Source organism: Streptomyces sp. XY431 (assembly GCF_001279805.1).
GTDB classification, from domain to species: domain Bacteria; phylum Actinomycetota; class Actinomycetes; order Streptomycetales; family Streptomycetaceae; genus Kitasatospora; species Kitasatospora purpeofusca.
Genome location: NZ_LGDO01000486.1, coordinates 19,609 through 45,589, shown reverse-complemented (window position 1 = coordinate 45,589; position 25,981 = coordinate 19,609). Strand labels below are relative to the sequence as shown.

General features: G+C 72.5%; 21 protein-coding genes. 6 read left to right on the top strand and 15 right to left on the bottom strand.

Annotated features, from left to right (window positions below; translation table 11 throughout):
- Nucleotides 1-954, bottom strand: a 954-nt coding sequence (locus tag ADK60_RS32995; RefSeq protein WP_159400687.1) for an ATP-binding protein, incomplete at its 3' end; no start/stop codon positions are given.
- A gap of 714 nt (nt 955-1,668) precedes the next feature.
- Between ADK60_RS32995 and ADK60_RS32990 the strand changes: the two genes are divergently transcribed.
- The 5 genes from ADK60_RS32990 to ADK60_RS32970 all read left to right on the top strand — a co-directional run bounded on the left by ADK60_RS32990 (nt 1,669) and on the right by ADK60_RS32970 (nt 7,246).
- Nucleotides 1,669-2,286, top strand: coding sequence for a helix-turn-helix transcriptional regulator (locus ADK60_RS32990; protein ID WP_045938139.1), 618 nt, complete (start codon nt 1,669-1,671; stop codon nt 2,284-2,286).
- A 340-nt stretch (nt 2,287-2,626) separates the two neighbouring features.
- A complete protein-coding gene (locus ADK60_RS32985) occupies nt 2,627-4,453 on the top strand; it encodes a bifunctional metallophosphatase/5'-nucleotidase (RefSeq protein WP_045938127.1) in 1,827 nt (608 codons plus the stop codon).
- A 160-nt stretch (nt 4,454-4,613) separates the two neighbouring features.
- Nucleotides 4,614-5,051, top strand: coding sequence for a hypothetical protein (locus ADK60_RS44075; protein WP_053650627.1), 438 nt, complete (start codon nt 4,614-4,616; stop codon nt 5,049-5,051).
- Between the two features lie 291 nt (nt 5,052-5,342).
- Nucleotides 5,343-6,269, top strand: coding sequence for an NADP-dependent oxidoreductase (locus tag ADK60_RS32975; protein ID WP_053650626.1), 927 nt, complete (start codon nt 5,343-5,345; stop codon nt 6,267-6,269).
- 44 nt (nt 6,270-6,313) lie between these two features.
- Nucleotides 6,314-7,246 (top strand): AraC family transcriptional regulator, encoded by a 933-nt coding sequence (locus tag ADK60_RS32970; RefSeq protein ID WP_053650625.1) that lies wholly within the window; start codon nt 6,314-6,316, stop codon nt 7,244-7,246.
- An 8-nt stretch (nt 7,247-7,254) separates the two neighbouring features.
- Here the strand turns inward: ADK60_RS32970 and ADK60_RS32965 are convergent, their stop codons facing one another.
- Together ADK60_RS32965 and ADK60_RS32960 are read right to left on the bottom strand one after the other, a co-directional pair.
- A complete protein-coding gene (locus tag ADK60_RS32965; RefSeq protein ID WP_053650624.1) occupies nt 7,255-8,193 on the bottom strand; it encodes an LLM class flavin-dependent oxidoreductase in 939 nt (312 codons plus the stop codon).
- A 94-nt stretch (nt 8,194-8,287) separates the two neighbouring features.
- On the bottom strand, nt 8,288-8,737 hold the full coding sequence (locus ADK60_RS32960; RefSeq protein ID WP_199839809.1) for a MarR family winged helix-turn-helix transcriptional regulator: 450 nt from the start codon (nt 8,735-8,737) through the stop codon (nt 8,288-8,290).
- A gap of 76 nt (nt 8,738-8,813) precedes the next feature.
- Between ADK60_RS32960 and ADK60_RS32955 the strand changes: the two genes are divergently transcribed.
- On the top strand, nt 8,814-9,386 hold the full coding sequence (locus tag ADK60_RS32955) for a Uma2 family endonuclease (RefSeq protein ID WP_053650623.1): 573 nt from the start codon (nt 8,814-8,816) through the stop codon (nt 9,384-9,386).
- On the opposite strand, the gene ADK60_RS32950 is transcribed toward ADK60_RS32955, so the two are convergent.
- The 12 genes from ADK60_RS32950 to trpB all read right to left on the bottom strand — a co-directional run bounded on the left by ADK60_RS32950 (nt 9,383) and on the right by trpB (nt 25,963).
- On the bottom strand, nt 9,383-10,237 hold the full coding sequence (locus tag ADK60_RS32950) for an SAM-dependent methyltransferase (protein ID WP_053650622.1): 855 nt from the start codon (nt 10,235-10,237) through the stop codon (nt 9,383-9,385). The genes ADK60_RS32955 and ADK60_RS32950 overlap by 4 nt on opposite strands.
- A gap of 87 nt (nt 10,238-10,324) precedes the next feature.
- Entirely contained in the window at nt 10,325-11,782 is a 1,458-nt protein-coding gene (locus ADK60_RS32945) for an aldehyde dehydrogenase family protein (protein ID WP_045938133.1), read from the bottom strand.
- Nucleotides 11,783-11,871: 89 nt separating this feature from the next.
- On the bottom strand, nt 11,872-12,738 hold the full coding sequence (locus ADK60_RS32940) for a Sco1979 family transcriptional regulator (RefSeq protein WP_045938134.1): 867 nt from the start codon (nt 12,736-12,738) through the stop codon (nt 11,872-11,874).
- Nucleotides 12,739-13,170: 432 nt separating this feature from the next.
- Nucleotides 13,171-14,631, bottom strand: coding sequence for a glutamate synthase subunit beta (locus ADK60_RS32935; protein WP_045938135.1), 1,461 nt, complete (start codon nt 14,629-14,631; stop codon nt 13,171-13,173).
- Nucleotides 14,624-19,225 (bottom strand): glutamate synthase large subunit, encoded by a 4,602-nt coding sequence (gltB, locus tag ADK60_RS32930; protein WP_199839811.1) that lies wholly within the window; start codon nt 19,223-19,225, stop codon nt 14,624-14,626. The genes ADK60_RS32935 and gltB overlap by 8 nt, the downstream gene beginning before the upstream one ends.
- 560 nt (nt 19,226-19,785) lie before the next feature.
- Nucleotides 19,786-20,544: a VIT1/CCC1 transporter family protein gene (locus ADK60_RS32925; protein WP_079008886.1), complete on the bottom strand. Its 759-nt coding sequence runs from the start codon at nt 20,542-20,544 to the stop codon at nt 19,786-19,788.
- A gap of 136 nt (nt 20,545-20,680) precedes the next feature.
- Complete coding sequence (lgt, locus tag ADK60_RS32920; protein WP_079008885.1) at nt 20,681-21,679, bottom strand: prolipoprotein diacylglyceryl transferase; 999 nt, start codon at nt 21,677-21,679, stop codon at nt 20,681-20,683.
- Between the two features lie 165 nt (nt 21,680-21,844).
- The gene (locus tag ADK60_RS32915; protein ID WP_053650620.1) at nt 21,845-22,708 is read right to left on the bottom strand and encodes a DsbA family protein; all 864 of its coding nucleotides are present in this window, start codon (nt 22,706-22,708) and stop codon (nt 21,845-21,847) included.
- Nucleotides 22,709-22,765: 57 nt separating this feature from the next.
- Entirely contained in the window at nt 22,766-23,227 is a 462-nt protein-coding gene (locus ADK60_RS32910; RefSeq protein ID WP_045938143.1) for a MauE/DoxX family redox-associated membrane protein, read from the bottom strand.
- A 124-nt stretch (nt 23,228-23,351) separates the two neighbouring features.
- Nucleotides 23,352-23,669 carry a hypothetical protein gene (locus ADK60_RS44070; protein WP_053650619.1) on the bottom strand — a complete coding sequence of 106 codons (318 nt, stop codon included), beginning with the start codon at nt 23,667-23,669 and terminating at the stop codon, nt 23,352-23,354.
- 201 nt (nt 23,670-23,870) lie between these two features.
- Nucleotides 23,871-24,680 (bottom strand): tryptophan synthase subunit alpha, encoded by an 810-nt coding sequence (trpA, locus tag ADK60_RS32900; protein WP_030391397.1) that lies wholly within the window; start codon nt 24,678-24,680, stop codon nt 23,871-23,873.
- Nucleotides 24,681-24,682: 2 nt separating this feature from the next.
- On the bottom strand, nt 24,683-25,963 hold the full coding sequence (trpB, locus tag ADK60_RS32895) for a tryptophan synthase subunit beta (protein WP_045938145.1): 1,281 nt from the start codon (nt 25,961-25,963) through the stop codon (nt 24,683-24,685).
- Between the last annotated feature and the right edge of the window lie 18 nt (nt 25,964-25,981).

The following is a 25,981-nucleotide window of genomic DNA, read 5'->3' as shown; positions in this document are numbered from 1 at the left end:
GGCCCGTTCGCCGGCGCCGTGCAGCCAGGTCTCGACGGCCTCGGCGAAGGCGCCGCCGGGGAGGGCGCCGCACTGCTCGGGGAGGGTCGGCGGCAGCGTCCCGGCCGGTGCCGCGGGGAGCGCGACGGCTCCGCCGTCCCCGTCGCCCCCGCTGCCCCCGCTGCCGTCTCCGCCGTCCCCACTGCCCCCGCCGCCGTCCCCGCCGTCCGCCGCCGCGAGGTCGGCGAGCAGCGCGGTGAGCAGCAGCGGGTTGCCCCCGGTGGCGCGGGCGCAGTCGGCGGCCAGGCCGGGGGGTGTGCCGGGTCCGAGCCGCTGCCCGGCGAGCAGAACGGCCGCCGGGGCGCCGAGCGGGGCGAGCCGCAGGGTGGTGGCGAGCTCGGGCGGCAGGTCGCGGGCGAAGCGGTCGGTCCGGCCGGTGAGGGTGGCCTGCCGGCGTTCGGTGGCTATCAGCAGGGCGGGCAGGCGGTCGATGCGACGGGCGACCTGGCGCAGCCAGCGGCGGGAGGGCTCGTCGGCGAGGTGGATGTCGTCGATCGCGAGCAGCAGCGGGTGGTGGGTGCCGTGCAGCCGGAGCAGGGACCAGAGGGTGGACTCGGCGGTGTCGGGCTCGATGCCGACGGCGGCGGCCTCCGCGGGGCCCGCGGCCGCCGCCGCGGGGGCCCAGGCGGTGTGGACGTAGGGGCCGGCGGGGGTCGGACCGGTGTCGAAGAGCTGGCGGGCGGCCGCGTAGGGGGTGGTGGCCTCCTCGGCGGAGCAGCGGGCGCGCAGCACGGTGGTGCCGTCGGCGGCGGCCCGGCGGGCGGCCTCGGCGAGGAGCGCGGTGCGGCCGGTGCCGACGGCGCCGGTGAGCAGCAGGACGTGGCCGGTGCCGCGGCGGGCGCCGGCGGCCCGGTCGGCGATCAGCCGCAGCTGCGGTTCGCGGTCCACGAGGCGGGTGGACGTGGCGGTGCTCATCCAGGTGCTCCTCTTTGCCCTTCCCGGGTCTTCGTCGGTGTCCGAACGGGCACCGCCTGTCGTTCTACCGGGAAAACGGCTTGACGTACTAACCACGCGTTACTGGCGAGTCAGGTTTCCGCGCCGCGGACGGAGTTTCCCGCCCGAACTGCCCCGGGCCGCTCCGGCCGCCCGATTGGACGGTTTCGCGGTGTTCCGGCGGCTCGTCGACCCACCTCTCCCGTGTTCCAGACCACCTGGGGGGCCGAAAACGTTGCCTCCCCCCGATCGGCGGGGACCGGTCGGCGGGCCCGATCTCGTGGTGGACCACGATGGCCGGGAGCCTGCCCGGGCGGGAAGCATGGTGGTTGATTCCGGGGCACGGGCAGCGCTCCCGGATCGCCGTCGAAACGGTCGGCCTACCCGGGTGGGGCGCCACGCCCTGACGTTCGGGGTCCGCCGGGTGGCCGGGCCGGCTTCTCCAGGAGGGGGCCAGATTTGACTGTTCTGCACACCGAGTACGACCGCCGGGGCACGGCGGTGGGGTCGTCCGGGTCGGCGTCCGCCACCCGCACGGTCCCGCCGCAGCGCCCGACGGCGTCCCGCTCGGTCACCACGAACACCCATGCCGTCGGTGCCGCCGCGGCAGCCGTCCACCCCCAGGCCGCCGTCGCCGTCCGCGGTGCGGCCGGGGCCGGGCGGGCGGTCGCCGCGGCGACCGCCCGCAGCTCGACGGTGCCGGTCGCCGTCCAGGCCGCCGATCCGCTCTCCCGGGCCGGGGCGGAGGCGCAGCTGCGCCGCTTCCCCGGGGTGGCGGTGGTCGACCCGAGCGGCGCGTCCGGTCCGGGCACGGTCACCGTGCTGGTCGCCGAGTCCGCCGACGCGGCCGCGACGGCTGCCCTGCGCCGGCTGGTCCGCGGGGCCGGGCAGCGGGTGGTGCTGGTGGTCGAGCGGCTGCGCGAGACCGAGCTGATGGAGGCCGTCGAGTGCGGAGTGGCGGCGATCCTGTGGCGGCGGGAGGCGACGCCGGAGCGGCTCGGCCGGGCGGTGCTGGCCGCGGCCCGGGGCGACGGCGACCTGCCGGCCGACCTCCAGGGGCGGCTGATCGCCCAGGTGGGGCGGCTGCAGCGGTCCGTCCAGGGCATGCCGGGCCAGGCGCCGACGGGTCTGTCGGAGCGTGAGTCGGACGTGCTGCGGCTGGTCGCCGAGGGCTGGGACACCGGGGAGATCGCGGCCCGGCTGTCGTACTCCGAGCGGACCGTGAAGAACGTGCTGCACGGCCTGACGACCCGGCTGCAACTGCGCAACCGGGCGCACGCGGTGGCCCACGCGGTGCGCGAGGGCTACATCTAGCCGCACCCCGCGGCAGTACGGCGGTGCTCCGCCGGTAGCACGGCAGTGCACCGCCGGCAGCCCAGCAATCCGCCGGTAGTGCAGCGATGCGCCAGCAGTACAGCAGTGCTCCGCCGTGGTCCGGGCGGGCGGGTGCGGTACCCGCCCGCCCGGGTCACGAACGAGTCGCCAAGATCTCACCTGTTGGAAAGGTCCGGGGACTATCCGCCGGAGGGGAGCGCACGGCAGACTTCTACGCGCGTACTTCTACGCGCGTCAACGCGCCTGCCCGCCATCACCGGCGGCGATCCCGGCCACCGTTGACGGTCCGTTGCCGCCGTCCCCACCGGGAGAGTCGTCCATGCCCCTGAACCGCCGTGACTTCGTCACCCGGTCCGCCGCCACCGCCGCCGGAGCCGCCCTCGCGAGCGGCGGGGCCCTCGCCGCCGCCACTCCCGCGGCGGCCGCCGGACCGGACGAGGCCCGCGCCAAGGGCCGGACCAAGCGCCAGGCCTTCACCGTCATGGGCACCACCGACCTCCACGGCCGGGTGCTCAACTGGGACTACTTCACCGACGCCGTCTACGCCGACAAGGCGCACAACGAGGTCGGCCTCGCCAAGATCTCCACGCTGGCCAAGCAGGTCCGCGAGGAGAAGGGCTGGGACCGCTGTCTGCTCATCGACGCCGGTGACACCATCCAGGGCACCCAGCTGACGTACTACTACGCCCGGGTCGAGCCGATCGCCACCGAGGCCGACACCGCGCCCGAGCACCCGATGGCGCTCGCCATGAACACCATGGAGTACACCGCCGCCGCGCTCGGCAACCACGAGTTCAACTACGGCATCGACACCCTGCGCGCCTACGAGGAGCAGCTGGACTTCCCGCTGCTCGGCGCCAACGCGCTGAACGCCCGCAACGACAAGCCGGCCTTCCCGCCCTATGTGATCCGCAAGGTGAAGCTGGGCAACGGCCCGGCCCTCAAGGTCGGCATCGTCGGCCTGACCAACCCGGGCATCGCGATCTGGGACAAGGCGAACGTCGCCGGCAAGATGACCTTCCCGGGCATCGTCGAGACGGCGAAGATCTGGGTGCCGAAGGTCAAGGCCGCCGGCGCGGACGTCATCGTGGTCGCCTGCCACTCCGGCATGGACGAGGCCACCTCCTACGGCGACCAGCTGCCCTGGGCGGAGAACGCCTCGGTCGCGCTGGCCGAGCAGGTGCCCGGCATCGACGCCGTCCTGGTGGGCCACGCCCACAAGGAGATCCCGCAGCGCCTGGTCGTCAACAAGGAGACCGGGAAGACGGTCGTGCTGTCCGAGCCGCTGTGCTGGGGCCAGCGGCTGACCTGCTTCGACTTCGAGGTCGAGCTCGTCGGCGGCGCGTGGAAGGTCGTCTCGCTCTCCTCCCGGGTGCTGAACTCCAACACCGTCCCGGAGGACCCGGAGATCGTCGGCCTGATGACCGAGCAGCACAAGAAGGTCGTCGAGTACGTCAACCAGGTCATCGGCACCGCCAAGGTCGCGCTGTCCATCGCCGACGCGCCGTTCAAGGACACCCCGATCATCGACCTCATCGGCCGGGTCCAGGCCGACGTGGTGCGCGACGCGCTGGCCGGCGGCCAGTACGCCAAGCTGCCGGTGCTCGCCCAGGCCGCGCCGTTCAACCGCAGCGCCGTCATCCCGGCCGGCCAGGTCAAGCTGCGCGACGCGGCCGGCCTGTACATCTACGAGAACACCCTGGAGGCCCGCATCCTGACGGGCGCCCAGATCAAGGACTACCTGGAGTTCTCGGCCAAGTACTACAACCAGCTCGCCCCGGGCGCGCCGGTCGACAAGGCCACCCTGACCAACGCCCAGAACACCCCGGACTACAACTACGACTCGGTGTACGGCGTTTCGTACGACATCGACATCGCCCAGCCGGCCGGCTCGCGGATCGTCAACCTCAGCTTCGAGGGCCGTCCGATCGACCCGACCGCGCAGTTCGTCCTCGCGGTGAACAACTACCGCGCCAACGGCGGCGGCAACTTCCCGCACGTCGCGGCCGCCCAGAAGGTGTGGGCCAACTCGGACGAGATCCGCAACGCGATGATCGCCTGGGTGAAGGCGAAGGGCGTCATCGACCCGGCCGACTTCGCCGCCGAGTCCTGGCGCCTGGTCCGGGCCGGCCAGCCGGTCTTCTGACCGACCCGGCCCCACCGCCGGCAACCGGTCCCACAACCGGAAACCCGGTCCCACGGCCGGCGCACCCCACCGGCCCGCACGGCCGGAACAGCCCCCGGGGCCCGTACCCCGGGGGCTGTTCCTCTCCCCCGCCCGCTCCCCCGCCGGTAGCGTGGCCCGTATGCGGACCATCGCCGCCTGGCCCCTGGACGCCCCGCCCCCGGCCGACGTGCCGACCGAGTTCCACACCCCCTGCACCCGCGTCGGACGGGACCTGCGGCACCTGCCCGCCGGTGCCCGACTGCCGGACGGTGCCCGCTGGGAGCTCTCCGAGGAGCCGTACTCCGGCTTCCTGCTCGGCCTCGGCAGCGCCCGGGGCCTGCGGTACACCCTCGAAACGGACCCCTACCTGCCGCCCGGGCCGCTCACCGCGCTCATCGCCGAGCAGGCACAGGACCACCTCACCGGCTACGAGTTCCTCCAGTGGCCGACCTGCCCCGGCCACGTCCACCTGCTGGTGCCGGCCGCGGACCCGGACGACGAGGCACGGGCCTGGTGGCACTGCCGGCGAACCCGCCGCCCCCTCTTCCGCATCGGCGACCTCGGCACCGGCTCCTGAGCCAGGGCGTGACCAGCTCCGCCATCGCCTCCCGCTCGATCCGGGCCGGCTCCGCCGGCCGCGCGCCGGCCCGGGCCGGCTGCGCCGCGTCCCCGCTCTCCCCCGCCGCGGCGACCAGGGCGGCCACCTCGCGACCGGGGTGCGGTCCGACCGGCGGGGCAACGGGACCACCGGCCGGCGAGACGCTGGGACATCTTCCCGAGACCGCAGGATATTCAGCCGCGCGCCCGGCCTGCCTACCGTTGATCACGTCACCGAGAGCAGTGCACCGTCCCGACAAGGAGCAGTCCCATGCGCGCAGTTGTCCAGAAGTCCGTCGGCGGCCCCGAGGTCCTGGAGGTCGTCGAGACCGACCGGCCCGCGCCGCGCGGCGGCGAGGTGCTCGTCCGCGTCCACGCCAGCGGCGTCAACCCGGTGGACGTGGCGGTCCGTTCGGGCGCCTACCCGCTGCTCGGCGAGCCGCCCTTCGGCGTCGGCTGGGACATCTCGGGCGTCGTCGAGGTGGCCGGGCCGGGTGCCCGGTTCAAGGCCGGCGACGAGGTGTTCGGCCTGCCGTTCTTCCCCCGGGCCGCCACCGGCTACGCCGAGTACGTCGCGGTGCCGTCCCGCCAGGTGGCCCGCAAGCCCACCGCGCTGAACCACGTCGAGGCCGCCGCGCTGCCGCTGGCCGCGCTCACCGCCTGGCAGGGCCTGGTCGACGCGGCGGGCCTGTCCGAGGGGCAGCGGGTGCTGATCCACCGCGCGGCCGGCGGCGTCGGCCACCTCGCCGTCCAGATCGCCAAGGCCCGCGGCGCGTACGTGATCGCCCTGGCCAGCGAGCCGAAGCACGACTTCGTGCGCGGTCTGGGCGCGGACGAGGTGATCGACTACCGCACCGAGGGCTTCCTGGCGGCGGTCGGCCAGGTGGACGTGGTGCTCGACTCCTCCTCGCAGGGCACCGCCTCGCTGGAGGTGCTGCGCGAGGGCGGCGTGCTGGTCTCGATCATGGAGCACTGGAACACCGCGCTGGCCGCCGAGGTCGAGGCCGCCGGGCGGCGGTTCGCCGGCATCTCGGTGGAGCCGGACTACGCCTCGCTGGAGGCGATCGCCCGGCTGGTGGAGGAGGGCCGGATCCGGCCGCACATCGCCGAGACCTTCCCGCTGGAGGAGGCCGGCAAGGCGCACGAGCTGATCGCCACCGGCCGCACCCAGGGCAAGATCGTCCTCACCGTCGCCTGAGCCGTAGGGTTCCGGTGGAGCACGTACCGACCGGGGGAGGCGGCATGGACATCCTGACCGAGGCGCTGGGTTCGATGCGGACGGGGCAGCCCGCCTCCGTCCGTACCGAGGGCCGGGCCCCGTGGGGACTGCGGCTGCCCCCGGTCGCCGGTGCCGGGTTCCATGTCGTCCTCTACGGGACCTGCTGGCTGGTGCCGCTGGAGGACGACACGGCCGGGCCGATCGCACTCAGCCCGGGGGACGTGGTCTTCCTGCGGGACGGCCGGGGCCACGTCCTCGCCGACCGGCCGGACACCCCGGCCGTCCCCGAGCAGCCCTCGCAGTTCCGGCCGAGCCTGCCGATCGGCACCGTCACCGTCGGCGGGGACGGGCCGCGCACCAGCCTGCTGTGCGGCAACTACCACCTCGACCAGGCACGCCCGCACCCGCTGGTGCGGCAACTGCCGGAGATCGTCCACCTGCAGACCCGGCACGGCCGCCACCCCGAGCTGAGCGCGGCCGTCCAACTCCTCGGCGCCGAACTGGAGAACCCGCGGATCGGCTCGGCCGGCATCGTCCCGGCACTGATCGACTCGCTGCTGCTGTACATCCTGCGGGCCTGGTTCGAGGAGCAGCCGCCCGCCACCGCGGCCGGCTGGGCGGCGGCGCTCGGGGACGCGGCGGTGGCGCCGGCGCTCACCGCGATCCACGAGGCGCCGTCCACGCCGTGGACGGTGGAGTCGCTGGCCACCCGGGCCGGCCTCTCCCGGGCGGCGTTCGCCCGCCGGTTCACCGCCCTGGTCGGCGAGCCGCCGATGGCGTACCTGACCCGCTGGCGGATGACCACGGCGGCGCGTCTGCTGCGCGAGTCCGAGGCCCCGCTCACCACCGTCGCGGCGAAGACCGGCTACGGCTCGGAGTACGCCTTCGCCAAGGCCTTCAAACGCGAGTACGGCCTGGCCCCGGGCGGCTACCGCCGCGAGGCCCGCACGGCCTGAGGCGGGGCTCAGCCCTTCCCTGCCGCGTCCCCGACCACGTCCCCGACCGCCTCCCGGACCGCCGGGGCGACCTCCCGCGCCCACCGGCCGAGGGTGACCGGGTCCGGCGAGCCGTGGTCGGCGGCGAAGAAGGTGAAGCCGGACGCGCCGTGCTCCAGCACCGCGCCGGTCAGCTCCTCCACCCACTGGCCCACCGAGCCGCCGAGCCACCTGCCCTCGGCGTCGCGGGTCGCGGCGAGCGGCCGGTCGGTGATCCGGCCGGGCAGGTTGTAGACGGTGCGGACCTCGCGCGGGTCGCGTCCGACGGCGGCGGCCGCCTCGTCGACGACCGGCCGCGAGGTGCGGTAGCGCTCGCTGAGCCAGTCCGCCGCGTGGCCGGGGATCCAGCCGTCGGCGACCCGGCCGGTGGCGGCCAGCGACTTGGGGCCGTTGGAGCCCGTCCACACCGGCGGCGCGGCGACGGGCGCCGGCTCGATCTCCCGGACGCGGTAGTGCCGCCCCTCGTGGGTGACCGGCGGGCCGCCGCCCGACAGCCGCTTGACCAGCACGATCGCCTCCTCGAAGGCTTCCACCGCCTCGCCCGGGGTGAGCCGCTCGACGCCCAGGTCGGTGATCCGGTCCCAGACTCCGCCGGCGCCGATCCCCAGCACCACGCGCCCGCCGGACAGCGCGGACAGCGAGGTGACGGTCCGCGCCAGCATCGGTGCGGGCCGGGTCGGCAGGTTGGTGACGTTGACGAAGCCGCTGATCCGCCCGGTCCGCCCGAGCAGGAAGCCGAGCGCGGCGTACGCGTCCACCCGCCCGCCGACGTACGGGTGGTCGGACAGCGAGAAGTGGTCCAGCCCGTCCCGGTCGGCCTGCCGGACGAGGTCCAGCAGGCTCGCCGCATCGGCGAGGTCTCCCGGTGCGCCGAATCCGAAGACGACGCCCGCGTTCCCGATGCCCATCGTTCCCCCACATGCAAAAAGGAGCTGAAGTTCGCAGCACGAACATATTAGTTCGTGACGCGAACTTCAACCCCTGCAAGCCCCCGGCCGCCCGCTACTCCCCGAACACCGGAGGCACCTTGTTGTCCAGCACCACCCGACCGAGCAGCCCGCCCAGCAGCTCCCGCTCCGCACCGGAGAGCCCGGCCGGCAGCTCGTCGATCCGGCGACAGGTCTCCGCGTAGAAGCGCTCCGCCAGCACCGCCCCCTCCGCCGTCAGCAGCACCCACACGGCACGCGCGTCCCCTTTGCAACTCTCCCGCCGCACCAGCCCGTTGCGCTCACTCCGGTCGACCAGACCGGTCAGGCTCGACTTGGCCAGCCGCAGCACACCGCCCAACTCCCCCATCACGTACGACCGCCCCAGCAACACACAGAGCAACTGCCCCTGCTGCGGCGTCAACCCGAACTCCCGCGCCGAATCGGCATACACCGCGTCCACCAGGAACGCCGCCCGCACCAACGCCCCCACGACCCCGATACCGCCACCCTCGCTCTTCGCCATCCGACCAGCCTAACAGTCGTAATTCGCAGCACGAACTACTATCTGGAGAAGCACCACGCGATGAGAGGATGGCCCCATGAGCGAGCTCCGGATCCCCGAACGGCATGCCCAGTTGATGGCCTACGCCCAGACCCTGACCCCACCGTCGGGCTGGAAGATCGAGGTGTCGGGCGACGAGATCATCATGATGGCCGGGCCGTCGGTGATCCACCAACGCAATCTGCTGCTCGTCCGCGAGCAGTTCGATGCCCATCGCCCGAAAGACCTGATGCCCAGTGAGAACACCGATCTGAGCTCTCCGAACACCGGCAAGCTCCGCAATCCCGACCTGACCTACATCCCGCTCGCGACCGTCGAGCTCGGCGGCAACCAGGTCCCCGCCGAGCTGGCCGTGATCGCCGTCGAGATCGCCTCCCCCTCCAATCCGGAGAACGACCTGGTCGGCAAGGTCCGCGACTACCCGCAGATGGGGATCCCGCTCTACCTGGTGATCGACCCGCGCGAGGGCACGCTCACCCTGCACTCCGAGCCCGGCCACGGTGCCTACCACCGCCGGTGGACCGGGAAGTTCGGCGACGCCGTGCCGGTCCCGGAGCCGTTCGCCTTCGAGCTCGCGACCTCCGAGCTGCTCCGCTACCCGGCCGCCTAGGGCTTCTCCGCCACGCCGGCCCAGATGCCCACCTGGGAGTCGGTGGGCTGCTCGGGGGTGTCGGGGCGCCAGAGGGGGGCGGTGACCAGGCCCGGGTCGGTGAGCTTCAGGCCGTCGAAGAAGCGCAGCACCTGCTCCCGGCGGCGCATGGTGAGCTGGGCGGAGGCGCTGCGGTAGACGGCCGGGCCGCGGCCGGCGTCGGCGGTGGGGGTGAAGTCCAGGGTGCCGTGGGAGAGGACGAGCCGGCTGCCGGGCGGCAGGGCGTCCACCAGGGTGCGCACGATGCCGTAGGGGTCGTCCTGCTCGTCGACGAAGTGCAGCACCGCGACCAGCAGCAGCCCGACCGGTTCGCCCGAGTCCAGGGCCTGCCGGACCTCCGGGGCGGCCAGGATCCCCGCCGGGTCGCGCAGATCGGCCTGGACCACCGCGGTGCTCTCCGGGGTGGTGCCGCTCAGCAGCGCGCGGCCGTGCACCAGCACGATCGGGTCGTTGTCGAGGTACACCACCCGGGCGTCGGGCCGCACCCGCTGGGCGATCTCATGGGTGTTCCCGGCACTCGGGATACCGGTGCCGATGTCGACGAACCGGCGGATGCCGTCCTCGGCGAGGTGCCGCACCGCGCGGCCGAGGAAGGCCCGGTTGGCGAGGGCACTGATCCGCACCATCGGGCTGATCGCGAGCACCCGCTCGGCGGCCTCCCGGTCGGCCGGGAAGTTGTCCTTGCCACCTATGTAGTAGTCGTACATCCGGGCGGGGTGCGGGACTTCGGGACGCAGATCGGCGGGCGGCCGCGCACCGTCCGCCCCGTCACCGGCGAGCCACTCCCGGCCGATCTCCTGAAACCCGGTCACCCGGCCACCCCTTCGATCCGTCGAACACCAGCAGTCGGGGGGACCCGGCCGCCCCTCCACCGGGGCCGGCCGGGTCCTCGGGCCCGTTCAGAACGGGAAGCGGCTGCGCCCGTGCTGGATCGAGATCCACTTCACCGTGGTGAAGGCGTCCACCGTGGACTCGCCGTTCAGCCGGCCCACGCCCGAGCTCTTCTCGCCGCCGAACGGCACCACGGGCTCGTCCGCGATGGTCCCGTCGTTGACGTGGATCATGCCGGTCTCGATCCGCTGCGCGACCCGCACCCCGCGCTCGACGTCGGCCGTGTGCACCGCGCCGCTGAGCCCGAACGGCGTGTCGTTGGCGATCCGCACCGCCTCGTCCTCGCCGTCGAACTCCACCACCAGCACCACCGGCCCGAACAGCTCGCGCTGCAGGATCGGCGCGTCGGCCGGCAGGCCGCCGAGCACGACCGGGTCCATCAGGCTGCCGACGGTGGTGCCGCGCAGCAGCGCGGTGGCGCCGCCGGCGACGGCCTGGTCCACCTGCGCGGAGATCGCGTCGGCCTGGACCGGGTTGATCAGCGGGCCGATGTGGGTGGCCGGGTCCCTCGGGTCGCCGACCTTCAGGGTGGCGACCTTGGCGACGAACTTGCGGGTGAACTCCTCGGCGACGCTGCGGTCGACGAGCACCCGGTTGGCGGCCATGCAGACCTGGCCCTGGTGCACGAAGCGGCTGAACACGGCCGCGTCCACGGCGTAGTCCAGGTCGGCGTCGTCCAGCACGATCAGCGCGCTGTTGCCGCCGAGCTCCAGCACGGTCCGCTTGAAGTGGGAGGCGGCGACGGTGGCGACGTGCCGGCCGACCTTGTCGGAGCCGGTGAAGGAGATCACCTTGGCGAGCGGGTGCTCGATGAACGCGTCACCGATCTCGGCGATGTCGGTGATCACGACGTTCAGCAGGCCGGCCGGCAGGCCCGCCTCCTCGAAGATCTTGGCGATCAGGGTGCCGCCGACCACCGGGGTCTCCTGGTGCGGCTTGAGCACCACGCCGTTGCCGAGCGCCAGCGCCGGGGCGACGGCCTTCATCGACAGGAACAGCGGGAAGTTGAACGGGCTGATCACCCCGACGACGCCGACCGGCAGCCGGTAGAGCCGGTTCTCCTTGCCGTCCACCGGCGAGGGCAGCAGCCGCCCCTCGGCCCGCAGGGACAGCTGCATCGCCTCGCGCAGCATGTCCTTGGTGAGGGAGAGCTCGAACCAGGCCTTGACGGCGGTGCCGCCGAGTTCGGCCATGATGTCCCGGGTGATCTCCTGCTCGCGGTCCTCCAGGATCCGCAGCGCGCGCTCGAAGACCAGCCGCCGGGTGTAGGGGTTGGTGGCCGCCCACTCCTTCTGCGCCTGCGCCGCGGCCCGGTAGGCCTGGTCGACCTCGTCGACGGTGGCCACGGTGATGCTCGCGAGCTTGTCACCGGTGAAGGGGTCGACGTCGACGATGTCCCAGGAGCCGCTGCCCTCGCGCCACTCGCCGTCGATGTACTGCAGCGCCAACTCGGAAAGGTACGACATCCGATCCCTCTCATACCGTTCGGGAACGCCCGCGATTTTCCGGCGGTCGTTCGCGATCAGAACTGATCGGGCCTCATCGTACTTACCTGCTACAGCTCTTGGCGTACGGAGCGGAGAACTTCTCGTGTCCGCTCGGGAGAAAGGCTGTCCGCCACCAGACCGTCCATCGCGCCCGCGTACTCGGCCACCTCGGCCGGCTTGTCGAGGTAGAGAGCGGTGGTGAACTGCTCCAGGTAGACGATGTCCGGCAGCTCCTGCTCGTCGAAGGCCAGCACCGAGAACGCGCCGCCCTCCGCGCGCAGCCCGCCGAAGCCCAGCGGCATCACCTGGAGCACCACGTTCGGGAGTTCGGTCAGCTCCAGCAGGCGGTCGATCTGCGCCCGCATCAGCTCCGGACCGCCCCAGGGACGGCGCAGCGCGGCCTCGTCCAGCACCGCGACCAGCCGCGGCGCCCGCTCGGCGCCCAGCACCTGCTGCCGCTTGAGCCGCACCTCCACCCGCCGCTCGATCTCGGCCGGTTCGGTCACATGGCCGCCGTGGGTGATCACCGCCCGCGCGTAGTCGGCGGTCTGCAGCAGCCCGTGGACGAACTGGACCTCGTAGCTGCGGATCTCGGTGGCGGCCTCCTCCAGGCCCAGGTAGTTCTGGAACCAGCCCGGCAGGACGTCCCCGTAGCCGTTCCACCAGGAGGTCGCGTTGGCCGCCCGGACCAGTCCGAGCACCGAGGCCCGCTCCGGCTCCGCGTCCACCCCGTACAGGGTCAGCAGGTCGGCGACGTCGCGCTCCTTGAAGCCGACCCGGCCGAGCTCCATCCGGCTGATCTTCGACTCGGAGGCCCGGATCGAGTATCCGGCCTCCTCCCGGCTGACCCCGCGGGCCTCCCGGAGCCGTCGCAGTTGCGACCCCAGCAGCAGACGCCGCACCGTGGCACCGCCACCCGCCTGAGTCGCACTCATCGCCTCAACCTCCGCACGTCAGCAGCCCCCCGGCCGTGGCCGCAGTCTTCCACCAGGGACCGACGAACAACAGTCCTCGGAACGCCCTCATCGGGATCTTCCGCCCCCACCGGGGCCGCCCGGACGAGCGGCGTCCGGATACGCGCGGTAGCCGAACCGTAGCTCCCCGGAACGCACTCTAGTCCCCCGCCGCCGCCGTGCACATCCCCAACCCCCGCCACCACCCGCAGGATGACCACAACTCGGCCGGAACCGACAACAGTTGACGGAACCCGCACGCGCGCCCGAACGTCCCCGGGCATGCGAACGGCGCCTGCCCCCAAACTGGTCGGGGATGTGGGCAGGCGCCAGGGACCGCGGTGGCCCGGCGACGCTGACGGGGTGCGGCTCGGTACGACCCGGCGAATGCGGCGCCGGGCTACCTGGACCGGATCAGACCACCAGAGGGCGGTCCGTCGGCCGGATCGGTGCGGGCAGCGGGGTCTTGCCGCCCAAGTAGGTGTCGACCGCCGCGGCGGCCGAGCGGCCCTCCGCGATGGCCCAGACGATCAGCGACTGGCCACGACCGGCATCGCCGCAGACGTAGACGCCATCGACATTGGTGGCGAACTTCGCGTCCCGGGACACATTACCGCGTGCGTCGAGGTCCACGCCCAGCTGCTCGACCAGACCGTTCCTGACGTCCGTACCGGTGAAGCCCATCGCCAGGGTGACCAGCTGCGCCGGGATCGCCCGCTCGCTGCCCGGCACCTGCTCGAACTTCCCGTCCTTGAACTCCACCTCGACGAGGTGCAGCTCCTGGACGTTGCCCTCCTCGTCACCGCTGAAGTGGGTGGTGGAGACGGAGTAGATCCGCTCGCCGCCCTCCTCGTGCGCGGAGGTGACCTTGTAGGTCATCGGCATGGTCGGCCACGGCTGGCCGGCCGGCCGCTCCTCGCCCGGCTGCGGCATGATCTCCAGCTGGGTGACCGAGGCCGCCCCCTGCCGGTGGGCGGTGCCGACGCAGTCCGCGCCGGTGTCGCCGCCGCCGATGACCACGACGTGCTTGCCCTTGGCGCTGATCGGCGGCTCGACGAAGTCGCCCTCCTGCACCTTGTTGGCCAGCGGCAGGTACTCCATCGCCTGGTGGACGCCCTTGAGCTCGCGCCCGGGCACCGGCAGGTCGCGGGCGGTGGTGGCGCCGGCCGCGACGACGACCGCGTCGAAGCGCTCGCGCAGCTGCTGCCCGGTGATGTCCTCGCCCACGTGCACGCCGGTGCGGAACCGGGTGCCCTCCGCGCGCATCTGCTCGACGCGGCGGTTGATGTGGCGCTTCTCCATCTTGAACTCGGGGATGCCGTACCGCAGCAGGCCACCGATCCGGTCGGCCCGCTCGTACACCACGACGGTGTGCCCGGCCCGGGTGAGCTGCTGGGCGACGGCCAGGCCGGCCGGCCCGGAGCCGACCACGGCGACCGTCTTGCCGGACAGCCGCTCCGGCACCTGCGGGGTGACCCCGCCGCGGTCCCAGGCCTTGTCGATGATGGTGACCTCGACGTTCTTGATGGTCACCGCGTCCTGGTTGATGCCGAGCACGCAGGCCGACTCGCAGGGCGCCGGGCAGAGCCGCCCGGTGAACTCCGGGAAGTTGTTGGTCGCGTGCAGCCGCTCGATCGCGCCGGTCCAGTCGTCCCGGTAGGCGAGGTCGTTCCACTCGGGGATGAGGTTCCCGAGCGGGCAGCCGTTGTGGCAGAACGGGATGCCGCAGTCCATGCAGCGGCCGGCCTGCTTGGTGATGATCGGCAGCAGGCTGCGCTCGACGTAGACCTCGTTCCAGTCCCGGATGCGCACGTCCACCGGACGCCGCTCGGCGAGCTGCTTGGGCGTGGTCAGGAAGCCCTTGGGGTCAGCCACGTGCCGCCTCCATCATCTTGCGAGTGGTCTCGGCCTCGGAGAGGCCATCGCGCTCAGCGGCGTCCTTGGCGGCGAGCACTGCCTTGTAGTCGGTCGGCATGATCGTGGAGAAGCGGGAGACCCCGCTGCCCCAGTCCGCCAGGAGCTCGGCCGCGACGGTGGAGCCGGTCTCCTCGTAGTGCTGCTGCACGGTCTCGCGCAGCCATTCGCGGTCGGCGGCGCCGGGGGCCTCGATGCCCACCATGCCGCTGTTGACGTTCGCCGGGCGCAGGTCCAGCACGTAGGCGACACCGCCGGACATGCCGGCCGCCAGGTTGCGCCCGGTCTCGCCGAGGATGACGACCCGGCCGCCGGTCATGTACTCCAGCGCGTGGTCGCCCACGCCCTCGACGACCAGGGTGGCACCCGAGTTGCGGACGGCGAACCGCTCGCCGGCCTTGCCGCGCAGGTGGATCCGGCCGCTGGTGGCGCCGTAGCCGATGGTGTTGCCGGCGATCACGTGGTTCTGCGCGTCGTTGCCGATGGCCGCCGCGTCGCGGGCCGGGCGGACCACGAGCACGCCGCCGGACAGGCCCTTGCCGACGTAGTCGTTGGCGTCGCCCTCCAGCCGCAGCGTCACGCCGCGCGGCACGAAGGCGCCGAAGGACTGGCCGGCCGAGCCGGTGAAGGTGACGTCGATGGTGCCCTCGGGCAGGCCCTCGCCGCGGTACCGCTTGGTCACGTGGTGGCCGAGCATGGTGCCGACGGTCCGGTTGACGTTGCGGATCGGCAGCTGGATGCGGACGGCGTCGCCGTTCTCCAGGGCGTCCTGGGCCAGGTCGATCAGCTGGTTGTCCAGGGCCTTGTCCAGCGCGTGGTCCTGCGTGGTGGTGCGGTGCAGGGACGCGCCCTCGGGCAGCTCGGGCACGTGGAACAGCGGGGCCAGGTCGAGCCCGACGGCCTTCCAGTGGTCGACCGCGGCCTCGGCGTCGATGTGCTCGGCGTGGCCGACGGCCTCCTCGATCGAGCGGAAGCCCAGCTCGGCCAGGATCTCCCGGACCTCCTCGGCGATGAACTCGAAGAAGTTGACCACGAACTCCGGCTTGCCGGAGAAGCGCTCGCGCAGCACCGGGTTCTGGGTGGCGACGCCGACCGGGCAGGTGTCCAGGTGGCAGACGCGCATCATGATGCAGCCGGAGACCACCAGCGGGGCGGTCGCGAAGCCGAACTCCTCGGCGCCCAGCAGCGCGGCGATCACCACGTCGCGGCCGGTCTTCAGCTGGCCGTCGGTCTGCACCACGATCCGGTCGCGCAGGCCGTTCAGCAGCAGGGTCTGCTGGGTCTCGGCGAGGCCGAGCTCCCAGGGGCCGCCCGCGTGCTTGAGCGAGGTGAGCGGCGAGGCGCCGGTGCCGCCGTCGTGGCCGGAGACCAGCACGACGTCCGCGTGCGCCTTGGAGACGCCGGCCGCGACCGTGCCGACGCCGACCTCGGAGACCAGCTTCACATGGATGCGGGCCTCGGGGTTGGCGTTCTTGAGGTCGTGGATCAGCTGCGCCAGGTCCTCGATCGAGTAGATGTCGTGGTGCGGCGGCGGCGAGATCAGACCGACACCCGGGGTGGAGTGCCGGGTCTTGGCGACCCACGGGTAGACCTTGTGGCCGGGCAGCTGACCGCCCTCGCCGGGCTTGGCGCCCTGGGCCATCTTGATCTGGATGTCGTCGGCGTTGACCAGGTACTCGGAGGTGACGCCGAAGCGGCCGGAGGCGACCTGCTTGATCGCCGAGCGGCGCTCCGGGTCGTACAGGCGGTCCGGGTCCTCGCCGCCCTCACCGGTGTTGGACTTGGCGCCGAGCCGGTTCATCGCGATCGCCAGCGTCTCGTGCGCCTCGAGGGAGATCGAGCCGTACGACATGGCGCCGGTGGAGAACCGCTTGACGATCTCGGAGACCGGCTCGACCTCCTCGACCGGCACCGGGGTGCGGCCGAGCCCGTCCAGCTTGAACAGGCCGCGCAGCGTCATCAGCCGCTCGGACTGCTCGTTCACCCGGTCCGTGTACTGCTTGAAGATGTCGTACCGGCGGTTGCGGGTGGAGTGCTGCAGCCGGAAGACGGTGTCCGGGTCGAACAGGTGCGGCTCGCCCTCGCGGCGCCACTGGTACTCGCCGCCGATGTCCAGGGCGCGGTGCGCGGCCGGGATGCCGGAGGCCGGGTACGCCTTGGCGTGCCGGGCGGCGGTCTCCTTGGCGACCTCCTCCAGGCCGATGCCGCCGAGCTTGCTGGTGGTGCCGGCGAAGTAGGCGTCGACCAGGTCCTGGGCGAGGCCGATGGCCTCGAAGACCTGCGCGCCGCGGTAGGAGGCGACGGTGGAGATGCCCATCTTGGACATCACCTTGAGCACGCCCTTGCCGAGCGCCTTGATCAGGTTCTTGATCGCCTTCTCGGCCTCGACACCGGTCAGGAAGGTGCCCTGGGCGACGAGGTCCTCGACCGACTCCATGGCCAGGTACGGGTTGACCGCGCCGGCGCCGTAGCCGATCAGCAGCGCGACGTGGTGCACCTCGCGCACGTCGCCGGCCTCGACCAGCAGCGACACCCGGGTGCGCTGCTTGGTGCGGATCAGGTGGTGGTGGATCGCCGAGGTGAGCAGCAGCGAGGGGATCGGGGCGTGCTCGGCGTCGGAGTGCCGGTCGGAGAGCACGACGATCCGGGCGCCGTCGGCGATCGCCGCGTCCGCCTCGGCGGCGATGGCGGCGAGCCGGGCGGCCAGGCCCTCGCCGCCGGTGGCGACCCGGTACAGGCCGGACAGCGTGACGGCCTTGAGGCCGGGCTGGTCGCCGTCCGCGTTGATGTGGACCAGCTTGGCCAGCTCGTCGTTGTCGATCACCGGGAAGGTGATGCCGACCGAGCGGCAGGACGCGGCCTCGGCGGCCAGCAGGTTGCCCTCGGGGCCGAGGTTGGACAGCAGCGAGGTGACGAGCTCCTCGCGGATGGCGTCCAGCGGCGGGTTGGTGACCTGCGCGAAGAGCTGCACGAAGTAGTCGAACAGCAGTCGCGGCTTCTCGCTCAGCGCGGCGATCGGCGAGTCGGTGCCCATCGAGCCGAGCGCCTCGGCACCGGTCTTCGCCATCGGCGCCAGGACGACCCGCAGCTCCTCCTCGGTGTAGCCGAAGGTCTGCTGGCGGCGGGTGACGGAGGCGTGGGTGTGCGCGATGTGCTCGCGCTCGGGGAGCTTGGCGAGCTCGATCTGCCCGCCCTCGACCCACTCCGCGTAGGGGTGCTCGGCGGCCAGCGCCGACTTGATCTCCTCGTCCTCGACGATCCGGTGCTCGGCGGTGTCGACGAGGAACATCCGGCCGGGCTGCAGCCGGCCCTTCTTGACCACCCGGGTCTGCTCGATGTCGAGCACGCCGACCTCGGAGGAGAGGACGACCAGGCCGTCCTCGGTGATCCAGTAGCGGGCGGGGCGCAGGCCGTTGCGGTCCAGCACGGCGCCGATCTGCGTGCCGTCGGTGAAGGTGACGCAGGCCGGGCCGTCCCAGGGCTCCATCAGGTTGGAGTGGTACTGGTAGAAGGCGCGGCGGGCCGGGTCCATCGTGACGTGGTTCTCCCACGCCTCGGGGATCATCATCAGCACCGCGTGCGGCAGCGACCGGCCGCCGAGGTGGAGCAGCTCCAGGACCTCGTCGAAGGAGGCCGAGTCGGAGTGCTCCGGGGTGCAGATCGGGAAGATCCGCTCCAGGCCCTGGCCGTTCCGGTTGGCGGGGATCAGGTCGGTGACGAGCTGGGACTCCCGGGCGGTCATCCAGTTCCGGTTGCCCTTGACCGTGTTGATCTCGCCGTTGTGCGCGACGAAGCGGTACGGGTGGGCGAGCGGCCAGCTCGGGAAGGTGTTGGTGGAGAACCGCGAGTGCACCAGACCGAGCGCGGAGGCGTAGAGCCGGTCCGACAGGTCGGGGAAGAAGGGCTCCAGCTGGCCGGTGGTCAGCATGCCCTTGTAGACGATGGTGCGCGCGGACAGCGACGGGAAGTAGACCCCGGCCTCGCGCTCGGAGCGCTTGCGGACCACGAAGGCGACCCGGTCGAGCTCGATGCCGCTCCTGTCCGCGCCGCCGAGGAACAGCTGGCGGAACCGGGGCATGACGCCGCGGGCGGTGGCGCCCAGCAGGTCCGGGGTGACCGGGACGTCGCGCCAGCCGAGGACGGTCAGGTCCTCCTCGGCCGCGATGGCCTCGATCCGCGCGACGGCGGCGGCGTCCTGGTCGTCGGCGTCGGGCAGGAAGGCGATGCCGACCGCGTAGGAGCCGGCGGCCGGGAGGTCGAAGTCGACCTTGGCGCGCAGGAAGGCGTCCGGGACCTGGGTGAGGATGCCGGCGCCGTCACCGGAGTCCGGCTCGGCGCCGGTGGCGCCGCGGTGCTCCAGGTTGCGCAGGACGGTCAGCGCCTGCTCGACGACGGTGTGGTCGGCGATGCCGGTCAGCGTGGCGACGAATCCGACGCCACAGGCGTCGTGCTCGTTTCGCGGGTCGTACAGGCCCTGAGCAGCAGGTCGCGCATCCGGAACGAGCGCGTACGGCGGGCGGGCGGCGCCGGCCTGGGGCTCGTTGGCGGAGTGCATGGATGCAGACAGCATCGGCTCTCCCGTCGTCGTCTTTGGAGGCTGGTGCAGTAGGGACGACGTTGGCCCTGATGCGATTTCGTGCAAGTTACATGATGCCGAACATCCCGGGAAGCGGGATACCTCGTCCACATCGCGGGACGGATCCGCAGGTCACGGGTGCCGCGGGAGGGCGTGCCGCGCCGCACGCCACGACGATTGTGCCCGGCTGTCGACCGCCTGAAACAGGGGCGACACCCGCCCGCCACGGGCGTCGGCCAAGGATGCCTGGGAATCCATTCCCACACTCGATCGGCAGATGCGATTCCTTGGCCCGATCGGCTCGAATGCTGAGACAAGCCAGGCGGGGTCGGAGCGCCATGTGCGCAATATCACCCATGGCTCTGCATAACCATGCAACAGCACACCGCACCCCCACAGTGACCCTCCGCCGCCCCCGACCACCCTGCGCCCGGCCCCACGACCGCCCGACGCGCCCCTCCGCACGCCCCGGCCGCGACTTTGCAAAGTCCCAGAACACTTTGCAAAGTGCACTTTGCAAAGTGTTCCGCCACGCCCCCTTAGCCGATCTGCCCGCCGATCAGCCACCCCAGCAGATACGTCACCCCCGCCGCCGCCCCGCCCAGCACCAGCTGCCGCAGCCCGCTGAACCACCAGCTGCGCGCCGTCACCCGCGCCACCACCGCACCGCAGGCGAACAGCCCGGCCGCGGAGAGCAGCAGCGCCGGCACCAGCGAGGTCGCGCCCAGCAGGTACGGCAGCAGCGGGAGCAGCGCGCCCACCGCGAAGCAGACGAAGGAGGACCCGGCCGCCACCCACGGCGAGGGCAGGTCGTTGGGGTCGACGCCCAGCTCCTCCCTGGCGTGGACCTCCAGCGTCCGGTCCGGGTCGGCGGACAGCTGCCGCGCCACCTCGTGGGCGAGTTCCGGGTCCACCCCGCGGTCGACGTACACCTGGGCAAGCTCGGCCAGCTCGCCGTGCGGGTTGCGGCTCAGCTCCAGCCGCTCCGCCTCGATCTCGGCCTGCACCAGCTCCCGCTGGGAGGCCACCGAGGTGTACTCCCCCGCCGCCATCGAGCAGGCGCCGGCGGCCAGCCCGGCCAGGCCGGTGAGCACCACCGTGCTGCTGGGGACGGCGCCGCCGACGACGCCGGTCATCAGCGCGAAGTTGGAGACCAGTCCGTCCATCGCGCCGAACACCGCCGGCCGCAGCCAGCCGCCGTTGACGTCCCGGTGGTGCCCCGCGGCGGGTATCCGCGGGTGCTGGCCGGCCTCGTTCTCCAGGATGGTCGCGGTCACGACTCTTCCCCCTCCGTCCATTGGTCCGATCGCCTTACTTACTGACCGTAGCCCTGTTGACCTGGGCATTTCCAGCAAAGTAAGGCTGTCCGAACATGACGGCGGCCGCCCTCCGCACCGGGTGCGGAGGGCGGCCGGGGGCCTGGATCGGCGCAGCTCAGGCCGGGTTCCTGGCGTCCTTCTCCAACTTGTCGAGCTTCTCGGCGAGGGCGTCCTGGGCCTTCCCGCCCGGCTTCCCGTCCGGCTCCTCGCCCGACTTCTCCCCCGGCTTGTCACCGGGCTCGTCGGCGGTCCGCTCGGCCGACACCGCCGCCCGCTCGTCCGCGTCGGCCATCGGGTCGATGCTCGCCGGGTCCTCGCGGCCGGGGTGCTTCTTCCCGACGATCACGAGGTACGCGACGGCGCCGAGGAAGACGAAGATCGCCACCCAGTCGTTCAGCCGCAGGCCGAAGATGTGGTGCGCGTCGTCGATCCGCAGCCACTCGGTCCAGAACCGGCCCACCGTGTACGCGGCCACGTACAGCGCGAAGGCCCGGCCGTGGCCCAGGGTGAACCGCTTGTCCGCCCAGATCACCAGCGCCGCGACGCCCACGCACCAGAGCGACTCGTAGAGGAAGGTCGGGTGGTAGATCCCGGTGACCACCTCACCGCTCGGCAGCGTCTTCTTGATCTCCAGGCCCCACGGCAGCGTGGTCTCGCGGCCGTAGAGCTCCTGGTTGAACCAGTTGCCCCAGCGGCCCAGCGCCTGGGCGAGCGCGATGCCGGGGGCGATCGCGTCGGCGTAGGCGGGCAGCGGCACGCCCCGGCGGCGGGCGCCGATCCAGGCGCCGACCGCGCCCAGCGCGATCGCGCCCCAGATGCCGAGGCCGCCCTCCCAGATCTTGAAGGCGTTCCAGGGGTTCTTGCCCTCGGCGAAGTACAGCTGGTGGTCGGTGATCACGTGGTAGAGCCGGCCGCCGACCAGGCCGAACGGCACAGCCCAGACGGCGATGTCGCCGACCGTGTGCTTGCCACCACCGCGGGCGACCCAGCGCTTGCTGCCGAGCCAGACGGCGACGACGACACCGAGGATGATGCAGAAGGCGTAGGCGCGCAGCGGGACGGGTCCGATTTCCAGGACGCCCCGCGACGGGCTGGGAATGTAGGCGATATCCATGGCAGCTCCGACGCTACAGGGTCGACGGCCCGTCCAGGACACCCCGGCGGGTCACAGTCGGTGCACAGATCGGTGCACCGATCGGCGTGCGGCCCGGAGCACGGCCGACCGCCGCCCCCTCCGGCCGGGGAGGGGACGGCGGCGGCCGCGGCGCGGGCGCCCGGCTCAGCCGGCCTTCGGCGAGGGGTTGTTGCTCTCCGAGGCGGTGCTGGTGGGGGCCGGCGACTGTCCGTGGGTGCCCGGGGTGCCCAGCGTCTTGCCCTGGTTGGCGGCGTCGACCCACTTCACCAGGTTGGCCGGGGTGATCTCCTCGTTGTTGAACTTCGGGTAGATCGGCTGGCCGTTGAGCAGCACGGTGGGCGTGGACTTGTAGCTCGACTTGTCGAAGTCCTGCTGGACCGCCGACACCCATCCGCTGTACGTGGAGTCGTTGACGCAGGCCTCGAAGGCGGGGGTGTCGAGGCCGTTGACCTGCTTGCCGAGGTTGATCAGGGTCGCCTTGTCGCCGAAGGCGTCGCTGGTCTCGTCCGGCTGGTTGCGGTAGAGCACGTCGTGGTAGTCGCGGAAGTGCCCGGCGTCCTGGGCGCAGGCCAGCGCGTTGGCGCCGTAGCGGGAGCCCTTGCCCGGCACCGCCCGGTCGATGAACGAGACGATGTGGTAGTTGGTGTAGATCTTGCCCGCGTCCTCCAACTGGCTGATGGTGGACGAGAACTCCCGCTCGAAGGTGCCACAGGCGGGGCAGCGCGCGTCCTCGTAGACGGTGAGGACGGCCGGCGAGTTGTCCGAGCCGACCGGGATCACCAGGTTCTTGTCACCGATCGCGCCGGCCGGGGCCGCGGTGGGGGTCTCCGGCTTGGAGCGCTGGTCCTGCACCACCACACCGGTGACCACGGCGGCGGCGATCACCGCGAGCGCCACCCCGCCGATGATCAGCTTCTTCTTCTTCCGGCCGCGGGCCTCGTCCGCGGCCCGGTCCGCCAGCATCCGCTCGCGGGCGGTGCGCTTGCCTTCTCGGTTCTTCTCGCTCATCAGCCTTGGGCATTCCAGATTCGGGGGCGGGGGTGGTGCGGTGGGAGGACGGGGCGCTCAGCGCGCCAGCCAGCCGTCCACCGAGAACTTGGTGCGGGGCCACCGGAGCAGCCAGCCAGCCAGCAGCAGGAACCCGGTGTCGCGCAGGATCTCCTGGAGGTACTCGGTCTGCGAGGAGTCGACCGCCCCGCCGCCGCCGAAGCATCCGCAGTCGATCGAGATGCCGCGCGCCCAGGCGGAGGCGATCCCGGCGATGAAGGCGAGCAGCAGCCCCGCCGAGAGTGCCGCGACCAGGCGCGTGCCCAGGCCGACCACCAGCAGCAGCGCGAGCGCCAGCTCCAGGAAGGGCAGCCCGTGGCCGACCGGTTTGACCAGGGCCTCGGGCAGGATCTCGTACGCGCGCACCGCCTGGGCGGCCTCCGCCGGGTCGGCGATCTTCGCCAGCCCCGCCCAGCCCCAGACCACGGCCAGGCCCAATCGGGCCGCCGTGCCGATCCACTCCGTCACCGGCCCGGCCATCCGGACAACCCCCTCGGGAAACACCGTCACGCCCTATGAACCGCCGACGGTGACGCCGGGTTCCTCCGGTTTCGCGAGTTAAGCCGAAAGAGTGAACATTGATATCGGTTGACCCGGTTTCACCCTAACGAGTGGCCGGGTCGCAGCCGGGCGGCCACCCGAGCTCGTACCGGTCGATGTCGTACCTCCCGGACTCGTACCTCCCCGGCTCGTACCGGCTGTCGCCGAGGAGCGCCGGGCGCCCCTGCGGATCCGAGCGGCCGGCCCGCGCCACCGCCTCCATCCGGACCGCCTCGGCGCACACGTACGCGTCCCGCTCGGCCCGCTCCACCCCCCGTTTGGCCAGGGCCGGGACGACCGCCGCCTGCGCCCCGAGCGCGGCGCCGAAGGCCAGCGCGGCCGCGGCCGCCCGTAGCAGCACGGCTCGCTGAAGACCGGGCATCGGCCGACCCCTTCCGCTCGCTCCCGCGCCCCCGGGGGCGCGTGGTTCGTGCACTCGTCCCTCCACTCAACGCCGGTCAACCCCCGCTGATGCGCGCGCCCCGCACTGTTCACCCGTTCGGGTCCGACCGGCCGCCCGCGCCGGGGGGAACGCCGACGGCCCGCCACCTCCGGAGAGGTGGCGGGCCGTCAACAGGAACCCCTAGCTGCGGCGGACGCCCTGCGCCAGCTCGCCGGCCAGCTCGCGGACCGCCGCCAGCGCGGCCCCCTCGTCCCCGTCCGCGTCCAGGATCCGCTGGACGAAGGCCGATCCGACGATGACGCCGTCCGCGAACCCGGCGACCTGCGCCGCCTGCTCACGGGTCGACACCCCGAGGCCGACGCAGACCGGCAGCTCGGTGGTGGCCCTGGTCCGGGCGACCAGGTCCTCGGCCAGGTCGCCGACCTGCGCCCGGCTGCCGGTCACGCCCATCACCGCGGCCGCGTACACGAAACCGCTGCCGGCCGCGGTGACCTCCGCGAGCCGGCGGTCCTTGCTGCTCGGCGCGACCACGAACACGGTGTCGAGACCGTGCTCCTCGGCCGCCTTGCGCCACTCCACGGACTCCTCCACCGGCAGGTCCGGCAGGATGCAGCCCGCCCCGCCGGCCGCGGCCAGGTCGGCGGCGAACCGCGCGACGCCGTACCGGTCCACCGGGTTCCAGTAGGTCATGACCAGCACCGCCGCGGCGGGATGCGCCGCGGCCACCTCCTGGACGGTGCGCAGCACGTCCTTGATCCGCACCCCGCCCCGCAGCGCGATGTCGTCCGCGGTCTGGATGGTCGGGCCGTCCAGCACCGGGTCCGAGTGCGGCAGGCCGATCTCGACGATGTCGCAGCCGCCCTCGATCAGCGCGCCGACGGCGCGGATGCCGCCGTCCACGGACGGGAAGCCGGCCGGCAGGTAGCCGATCAGCGCGGCGCGGCCCTCCGCCTTGGCGGCGGCCAGGATGCCACTGAGCTTGGAAGCCATGGTCACTTACCCCCGTGGGCGGAGCCGGCGCCCGGCTCGTCGTAGAGGCCGAAGTACTCGGCGGCGGTGTGCATGTCCTTGTCGCCGCGGCCGGACAGCGAGACCAGCACGGTGGCCTCGGGTCCGAGCTCGCGGCCCAGCTCCAGGGCGCCGGCCAGCGCGTGCGCGCTCTCGATGGCCGGGATGATGCCCTCGGTGCGGGACAGCAGCCGCAGCGCCTGCATGGCGGCGTCGTCGGTGACCGGGCGGTACTCGGCCCGGCCGGTGTCCTTCAGCCAGGCGTGCTCCGGGCCGACGCCCGGGTAGTCGAGGCCGGCCGAGATCGAGTGCGACTCGATGGTCTGGCCGTCCTCGTCCTGCAGCACGTACGTCCGGGAGCCGTGCAGCACCCCCGGGTCGCCCTTGGTGAGGGTGGCGGCGTGCCTGGGCGTCTCGGCGCCCTCGCCGGCCGCCTCGCAGCCGATCAGCCGCACCCCGGCGTCCGGGATGAACTCGTGGAAGATGCCCATCGCGTTGGAGCCGCCGCCGACGCAGGCCACGACCGCGTCGGGCAGCCGGCCGGTGCGGTCCAGCACCTGCTGGCGCGCCTCGATCCCGATGACCCGGTGGAAGTCCCGGACCATCATCGGGAACGGGTGCGGGCCGGCCACGGTGCCGAACAGGTAGTGGGTGGAGTCGACGTTGGCGACCCAGTCGCGGAACGCCTCGTTGATGGCGTCCTTGAGGGTCCGGCTGCCGGAGGTCACGGAGACCACCTCGGCGCCGAGCATCCGCATCCGGGCGACGTTGAGCGCCTGCCGCTGGGTGTCGACCTCGCCCATGTAGATGGTGCAGTCGAAGCCGAACAGGGCGCAGGCGGTGGCGGTGGCCACCCCGTGCTGGCCGGCGCCGGTCTCGGCGATGATCCGGGTCTTGCCCATCCGCCTGGTGAGCAGGGCCTGCCCCAGGACGTTGTTGATCTTGTGCGAGCCGGTGTGGTTGAGGTCCTCGCGCTTGAGCAGGATCCGCGCACCGCCGGCCTCGGCGGAGAACCGCCGCACATCGGTCAGCGGGCTGGGGCGGCCGGTGTAGTCCTTGAGCAGCGCGTCGAGCTCGGCCGCGAAGGCCGGGTCGGCCTTGGCCTTCTCGTACTCCTCGGCGACCTGCTCCACGGCGGCGACCAGCGCCTCCGGGATGAAGCGGCCGCCGTACGCGCCGAAGTAGCCGCGCGCGTCCGGCACCTCGGTGCCGGGCAGGTGGTCCCGCTCGGACCCCTCGGCGGGGTTTTCGGACTTTTCGGACATGGTGAAGTCCTTCGGGAT

Bases quoted from the DNA above. Each gene is read 5' to 3' on its own strand.
- ADK60_RS32965 (WP_053650624.1), bottom strand. From the start codon at position 8,193: ATGGGCATCGGGAACGCGGGCGTCGTCTTCGGATTCGGCGCACCGGGA.
- ADK60_RS32955 (WP_053650623.1), top strand. From the start codon at position 8,814: ATGAGCGAGCTCCGGATCCCCGAACGGCATGCCCAGTTGATGGCCTAC.
- ADK60_RS44075 (WP_053650627.1), top strand. From the start codon at position 4,614: ATGCGGACCATCGCCGCCTGGCCCCTGGACGCCCCGCCCCCGGCCGAC.
- lgt (WP_079008885.1), bottom strand. From the start codon at position 21,679: ATGGATATCGCCTACATTCCCAGCCCGTCGCGGGGCGTCCTGGAAATC.
- ADK60_RS32925 (WP_079008886.1), bottom strand. From the start codon at position 20,544: ATGGACGGAGGGGGAAGAGTCGTGACCGCGACCATCCTGGAGAACGAG.
- ADK60_RS44070 (WP_053650619.1), bottom strand. From the start codon at position 23,669: ATGCCCGGTCTTCAGCGAGCCGTGCTGCTACGGGCGGCCGCGGCCGCG.
- gltB (WP_199839811.1), bottom strand. From the start codon at position 19,225: ATGCACTCCGCCAACGAGCCCCAGGCCGGCGCCGCCCGCCCGCCGTAC.
- ADK60_RS32985 (WP_045938127.1), top strand. From the start codon at position 2,627: ATGCCCCTGAACCGCCGTGACTTCGTCACCCGGTCCGCCGCCACCGCC.
- ADK60_RS32940 (WP_045938134.1), bottom strand. From the start codon at position 12,738: ATGAGTGCGACTCAGGCGGGTGGCGGTGCCACGGTGCGGCGTCTGCTG.
- ADK60_RS32915 (WP_053650620.1), bottom strand. From the start codon at position 22,708: ATGAGCGAGAAGAACCGAGAAGGCAAGCGCACCGCCCGCGAGCGGATG.
- trpB (WP_045938145.1), bottom strand. From the start codon at position 25,963: ATGTCCGAAAAGTCCGAAAACCCCGCCGAGGGGTCCGAGCGGGACCAC.
- trpA (WP_030391397.1), bottom strand. From the start codon at position 24,680: ATGGCTTCCAAGCTCAGTGGCATCCTGGCCGCCGCCAAGGCGGAGGGC.
- ADK60_RS32910 (WP_045938143.1), bottom strand. From the start codon at position 23,227: ATGGCCGGGCCGGTGACGGAGTGGATCGGCACGGCGGCCCGATTGGGC.
- ADK60_RS32960 (WP_199839809.1), bottom strand. From the start codon at position 8,737: ATGGCGAAGAGCGAGGGTGGCGGTATCGGGGTCGTGGGGGCGTTGGTG.
- ADK60_RS32970 (WP_053650625.1), top strand. From the start codon at position 6,314: ATGGACATCCTGACCGAGGCGCTGGGTTCGATGCGGACGGGGCAGCCC.
- ADK60_RS32945 (WP_045938133.1), bottom strand. From the start codon at position 11,782: ATGTCGTACCTTTCCGAGTTGGCGCTGCAGTACATCGACGGCGAGTGG.
- ADK60_RS32975 (WP_053650626.1), top strand. From the start codon at position 5,343: ATGCGCGCAGTTGTCCAGAAGTCCGTCGGCGGCCCCGAGGTCCTGGAG.